We start from the raw sequence: 6612 nt of genomic DNA, 5'->3' as shown, positions 1-6612 counted from the left end.
AAACTACTGATTAGGTAATCTGAGTATAGGTCTAAGAACTTTCTGTCCATACCTTTCAACCTCTGTCGGAGTCTATCTTTACTCTACTCTGTTTTCCTTCCACGTAACATCAGTTAGTAAAGGTTATTTCGGGAATGGTTGTCATGTTTTTGATCTGCTAAACACTTGAATTTATTATATTTCAGCTAAATCGCATCAAAACGCTTCGTAATGATTGCTATTTCAATGTTCGCTGTCGTAATTTATTTCGTTCCACGACTGTAAACATTCCTGTTAATTTCAAATCCTTTTCGTTGAGTAACCGAATTAGATGCTGGGCAGGTTCTACTGGCGTTAGAGGTTGATAGCGAAAGTAAATGACTCCTATGGGTTTTGGTAAAAATCGCCGAAAAATTAATTCGCCGTAGTCGCGATCGAATGTCAGGATAATTCTATTTTCACTAACTGCTCTTGCTAAGACTTCCGTATCTTTGATCCCTGAAGAATCTTCCATGATGGACGCTATGTTTAAGCCGAAATCTCGCAAATTTCTAACACTGATTAGGGGGAAATTCTCGTTTGCTAAAAACTGCATTAACTTGCCTTCAGGGGTGTTGGAATTGTGTATAGCGTCATGTCGCGCATACATTCGCTGGTAAAGGCAAATACGGCTCTGAGAGAATTTTGGTTTAGGTTAGGATAGTTTTCAAATATTTGTTGTTCTGTCCAACCTGCGGACAATAAGCCCAAAATAAATTCGACGGAAAGCCTTGTGCCTTTGATGACTGGCTTGCCGACTAGAATATCAGGATCAGAGTGGATATAGGTTTCCCAGTTCATGTAATCGCTCCCTAAGTGCTAATTTGATTCTAGCGTTTGTAGTATGTCTTCAACGGTTACGCCTAAAATCTTTGCTATTGCTTCTAACAGGCTCTGGTCTTGGGTGACTTGATAGATGCGAGAGAGATTTTGAAATACGAATGCTAATCGGTTCTCATCTTGAAATTCCTTAGAAATTTGTAGATCTTGCAGATGATTTGATTTTGCTTCTTCTAAATCACCTAACTCTTCAGCTAATAAACCAAGTTGAGAATATGTTCTGACTTGGGAATAGCGATCGCCAAATTCGATTTTGATCGCGAGAGCCTGTTGATAGTTTTGCTGCGCTTCTCCATATTCTCGCAATTCTTGGGCTATCATTCCCAAGTTGTGGTATGTTTTGGCTTGGGAGTAGCGATCGCCAAGTTCAATATAGATCGCGAGAGCCTGTTGCAAGTTTTGACGCGCTTCTTCATATTCTCGCAAATCTTGGGCTACTCCTCCCAACTGGTGATATGTGGTGGCTTGGGAGTAGCGATCGCCAAATTCGATTTTGATTGCGAGAGCCTGTTGATAGTTTTGACGCGCTTCTCCATATTCTCGCAATTCTCGGGCGATGTTTCCCAACTGCTGGTATGGGTAAGCTTGGGAGTGGCGATCTCTAAATTCGATATAGATCGAGAGAGCCTGTTGATAGTTTTGCTGCGCTTCTTCATATTCTCGCAATTCTATAGCAACTGAACCTAATTTGATTCAATTCGTTGTATGATTTCTTCCACAGTTACTCCCAATACCTCAAGAATTTTAGATATTGATTCCAGTAAATCAAAGTCTTTGGTTGCTAGATAAAGACGATGGAGACTGGTAAAAGAAAAAGTTTGTAGCTTAAATTCATCGTTAAATTCAAACCAAATGTTCAAAGCTTGCAAGAAATTTATTTTTGCTTCTGAAAACTCTTTCAACTCTTCTGCAACCATCCCCAATTGCTGGTAAGAATCGGCTTGACTGTACCGATCTTCATATTCGATATAGATTGAGAGAGATTGTTGATAATTTTGCCTTGCTTCTGCATATTCCTGTAATTCTTGGGCAACTCTACCCAAATCGTAGTATGCCTGCGCTTGGGAGTAGCGATCTGCAAGTTCGATTTTAATAGCGAGAGCATTGCGATTGTATTGCTGGGCTTTAGCAAATTCTTTTAATTTTAGAGCAAAACTTCCTAACACTTGATAAGTCATGGCTTGTCTGTAACGATCTTCATATTCGATAAAGATCGCAAGAGCCTCTTGATAGTTTTGTTGTGCTTCGGCATATTGGGTCAATTTTTCGGAAAGAATTCCCAACTGGTAATATACGGAGCCTTGAGAATAGCGATTACCATTCTCGGCATAAATTGAAAGAGCCTGTTGATAGTTATGTTTCGCTTCTTCATATTCTCTCATTGCTTCAGCGGCTACTCCTAAATTATGGTAAGTATCGGCTTGAAATATTGCAACCACATTAGAAAATCCCATAGAGCCAAGTTCAAGATAAATTTCTAAAGCCTTTTCATAGTTTTGACTCGCTTCACCATATTCGCGAAGTTCTTGAGCAAGATTCCCTAACTGGTTGTAGACAACTCCAAGTTCACCTTTCACTTGCCATTCAGACAAACCTGTGGAATTTAGGCATAGCTGAGTGACTTCTTGATAAATCTCTCTTGCCTTTTTATGATCCTTGGTTTGCCAATAGCTATATGCCAAGCTATCCATTGCAATTACAACATCATACCCTCTTATCCCTATACGAATTTCGGGAGGGTATGCTTTTTGTTCTTGAACCACAAATTTTGATAATTTAAGTTTGCTTCCAATATCATTAATTTTCTCAAAGTAATTATACAAACAAAAGAAAATATCAATGTTTTCTTGGTTATCCAAACAGATTTGTAATGCATAATAGAGATTTTCATATTCAACCCGACAAAAGAAGTTTCCTGCCTTGATAGCTTGTGCATCTTTCGATCCCACTAACTTATTGAAGGAATTTGCCAAAACTTGATAGTGATTCTTAAAACCTTCTTGCAGAGCTTTGCGGGTCGCTTCAGCTAAAGTCGCTAACTTAGTTTTTAGGAAATAGGGAAAAATTGGTTGAATTGTCAGCAGTCTATTTGACTCATCCATTCCTTCCAACAAACCCCAATTAATCGCCTCCTGAATCGCCGCATCAAAATTCGCAAAATCGTAATCCTGAAACGGTTCTAACTTTTGTAATTGACTTGCATAATTGGGAATCTCATCACGCCAAATAAACCCCGTAAACGGAGCGAGACAAATCAATAACCTTTGAGCATCGGGCGACAAATTACTGTGGGAATATTCCACACACTTCAAAATACTCTTGGTTTTATCCTCACTCCCACTATCCAAATCAAAATCCGCCGCCTGCAACGCATCCAAAACCTGCGATGGCGATTGACTTTTCAGATTGGGCAACACCACCTCCAGCGCCAACGGATACCCCGCCAACACCTTCATTAACCTTGTAAACTCTGGATCGGATTCGATCGCCTTCACCCTCTGCGGCACATGACGCGCCAAAATCCTTTGCGCCAACAGCGTCCGTGCCTCTTGGTCTAGCCCCCGCAACCCATATACATTTTGCTGAAAAGTCGCCGACTTTAACCATTCCTCACCACAGCGCGACCCAAAAATCACCCGCGTCTTGCCCCCCGCTAACTTCTTCAGAAAATCTCGCAACTTCACCTGTTCAGCTTGCGGCAAAGTATTCGGAATCGCCAAAGGTTCCCCCGTCACCGACTCCAAATTATCTAAGATCAACACATGACCCGCACCCCGCAACAACGCCACCATCTTTGGTACTTGCGCCGCCTGACTCATCGCCTGAAACCGACCCATCTCAAAGCGGTCATAGAGCCTCTGTCCCAACGCAAACAAAATCTGCTCTAGCGTCCAAGCCCTCTCATCGTAACCAAAATAGAAAATCTGCTCCCCTTTCTCACCATCCGCAAAATGCGTCTTCTCCCACCATTCCCGCAAAAAATTTAACAGCGTCGTCTTACCCGTACCGCCCATCCCCTGCAACAGCAGCATATTGTGCCGCGCCAACGCCTTCTCAATCCTGAGAATATCTAAATCCCGACCCACAAACTCATACTCAGGCTGCGTAAACTGAAACGCCCGACCCAACGACTCAAAATAAGCCTCCTCTTCTTGAGGCGTAAACTCTCGCAAATTCAAATTCACCTGCTGAGAGCCATACACCACAGGCAACAACCAATCCTCCAACGGAATCTGATAATCATAATAAGCTTGCCGTTCCTTTTGGTTAAACAACTCGCGCCGCCCCAACCGCACCGCATCTTCCAATAACTTCCGATTGAAAATCTGCTCATACACCGCCGCCATCATCACCTTTGCCGCCGTCACCGTGACGCTATAGCCCATCGCTACCACCATCTGCATACCCGCCGCCATCAACCGACTACCCAGACTCGTCTCGCGATAGTCTTCCCCCTGATCCGCCGCCGCCTCAGATCCCAACTGTTTCCCCGACTGACAAGCATTCAGCATACAGACAGGAATCCGCTTCCCCGTCAGCAACGCTGCCAACTCCGTTGCCTCCACCAAATCCTCCTCCCCATCCACATCACTTTCCAACACCACAAACGCCTTTACTCCCTGATAGGGCGCAAGCGGATTTCTGCCATAGCGTTGCTTAAAGGTCAAACCATTTCCACCCAGCATCACCCGCTCACAGGTTGCATAGGGCAGCAAAGCCCCATGACAATCAAAATGAATCATGTGATAATGCCCCGCCCCCTTCTCCTCTAAATGCTTCGACAAAGATTCAAAGGTAGCAGGACGCAATAAATCGATCTTCACAGGCAACTGACTATTCGCGATCGCCTCAATCAAAGGACGCGACACCACCCGATAAGCCACATCCTCTTTAAAAGGTCGCGCTGTCACCATCAACAAATTCAAAGTCGGCGAAGGATTCACCGCCGCCATCACAGGCGTTGGTAGTGTACTTTTCCTTACCATCACGCAGTCCACCGCCAAAGGTCGCGGCAAATCGCGATCGCGCAACGCCTCCCAATGCAAAGCCTGAAACTCTGGATTACTCCCCTCAATCTCAAACCGCAATGTCCCCAAATCGTCACGCAATCGTGAATAGTCCGCAAAAGCACGGCGATCGCCAAACACTTGGTCAAACAAACTCTCGCCATAGTCCCTAATGCTTTCAGTCACCGCCGCTGCCGTAGCGATACCCGTAGTCGGATGCTGCAACCACTGCTCGAAATACCACTCCCACTTCGCCTCATCCGCTGCCGACACCAAGGGAGTACTAATCGCGATCGCATAGTTGCGCCCCTCAATACTCAAAGTTGCCCCAAAGCCCGAATCCGTCTGTTGTCCTTCACGAATCGTAATTACAGGCATAACACCTCAAAGTGCAGCAATGACTTATGAAAATAATATCCTAACGCCCCAAAGAAAAGTATCGCCGCTACTTTTCTTTGCCCTCATCAGCGATCGCCTATTCAGGCAAAAATTCCTCATCAAGCACTTGCTGAGGTGTAAATGGATAGATCTCAGGGAAATAATCTAAAGGCAATCTTGTTTCAATTTTGACTTGCTTTCTGGCATCCACATAACACTCATTAAAAGTCTGCTGAAAATAGTTTCTTAAACTAGGACTATTTTGAAAAATTTTCCTAATCCGACGACGATGTTCGGCGATACTTTTTTCCCAACTTCTGGTGCGCTTATTTGGTTGATATTGCCATTTGAGTAAATGTAGTAAAACCACCACTAAATCACTACTTAAAGCGAGCTTGTTACTATTTCCCATTGACTCCACTTCTTCAAGTAAATTCACCACATCTAGCTCTGTTAATCTGCCCTCACGCAATAATTGGGCTGTTGCCTCAACCCATAAGTTAAAATCATTCTCATAGAGATTGGGTAGCGCATCAAGAGAAGTATTCGAGATCGCTGGTTCGTGGATATCCTGTGTCTCTAAGTAAGCCTGTGTCATCAGCTTTTCCTCAAAGTTTTATTTCGCAATTAATCTTGAGCGTAACATACAGCAATTGCCAATCAAACGAACCACAAGAATAATTTTGAAAGTATCGCTTCGCTTTCAAAATTATTCTTGTGGTTCGGGTTTGAGCGTAACGCGCTGTAAATTGATGAGACAGTCCTTAACGCCTCCAAGATGAAAGCGATCGCTAGAAAATACCCTCATAAATATCTGCCATCGTTAGCGATCGATTTATTGAATTTAAAACTAATATATCCTCATTTCCCAAGACTTCCATTGTCCAATTTCCTTTCAAATCTTGTCGATAAACTTCCACTTGAATTTTATCTTGAGAAACTAAAACATATTCCTGCAAACTCTCAATCGTTTGATAATTTACCAATTTCTCGCGGCGATCGCTTACTTCCGTGCTGGGTGACAACACCTCAAAAATCGCACAAGGATAATTCACAAAATACTTATCGCGATCCTCAGGATTGCAAGTAAATAGCACATCGGGATAATAAAATATGGTCTTATTTTGATTCGCAGCCTTTAACTTGACCTTCATATCCGACATAAAAACATCGCAAGCGTTACCCCGCAACAGAGAACGTAAAAGACTCGCAATATTTAACGTAATCATATTGTGAGCCTTACTTCCCCCAGCCATCGCAAATACCTGTCCGCCCAAATACTCATGACGAATTTCACTCTTAGACTCTGCTTCTAGATATTCGGCAACTGAGAAAAAGTGAATTGGCGATCGCATAATTTTTGCTGCAA

6 protein-coding genes are annotated in these 6612 nt (G+C 43.2%); all 6 read right to left on the bottom strand.

Going from position 1 to position 6612, the window contains the following annotated elements; all coding sequences use genetic code 11:
* Nucleotides 1–217 precede the first annotated feature (217 nt).
* Complete coding sequence (locus H6F42_RS17160) at nt 218–574, bottom strand: DUF5615 family PIN-like protein (RefSeq protein ID WP_190400582.1); 357 nt, start codon at nt 572–574, stop codon at nt 218–220.
* A complete protein-coding gene (locus H6F42_RS17155; RefSeq protein ID WP_190400581.1) occupies nt 574–819 on the bottom strand; it encodes a DUF433 domain-containing protein in 246 nt (81 codons plus the stop codon). The genes H6F42_RS17160 and H6F42_RS17155 overlap by 1 nt, the downstream gene beginning before the upstream one ends.
* 18 nt (nt 820–837) lie before the next feature.
* A complete protein-coding gene (locus H6F42_RS17150; RefSeq protein ID WP_199289093.1) occupies nt 838–1524 on the bottom strand; it encodes a tetratricopeptide repeat protein in 687 nt (228 codons plus the stop codon).
* A gap of 17 nt (nt 1525–1541) precedes the next feature.
* Complete coding sequence (locus tag H6F42_RS17145; RefSeq protein WP_190400580.1) at nt 1542–5243, bottom strand: tetratricopeptide repeat protein; 3702 nt, start codon at nt 5241–5243, stop codon at nt 1542–1544.
* Between the two features lie 97 nt (nt 5244–5340).
* Nucleotides 5341–5841: a DUF29 domain-containing protein gene (locus H6F42_RS17140; protein ID WP_190400579.1), complete on the bottom strand. Its 501-nt coding sequence runs from the start codon at nt 5839–5841 to the stop codon at nt 5341–5343.
* A gap of 193 nt (nt 5842–6034) precedes the next feature.
* Nucleotides 6035–6598 (bottom strand): Uma2 family endonuclease, encoded by a 564-nt coding sequence (locus tag H6F42_RS17135; protein ID WP_190400578.1) that lies wholly within the window; start codon nt 6596–6598, stop codon nt 6035–6037.
* Nucleotides 6599–6612: the final 14 nt, after the last annotated feature.

The organism is Pseudanabaena sp. FACHB-1998 (assembly GCF_014696355.1).
Classification (GTDB): Bacteria; Cyanobacteriota; Cyanobacteriia; order Pseudanabaenales; family Pseudanabaenaceae; genus Pseudanabaena.
The sequence above is the reverse complement of the archived record's forward strand: the minus strand, read 5'-3'. Positions and strand labels throughout refer to the sequence as shown.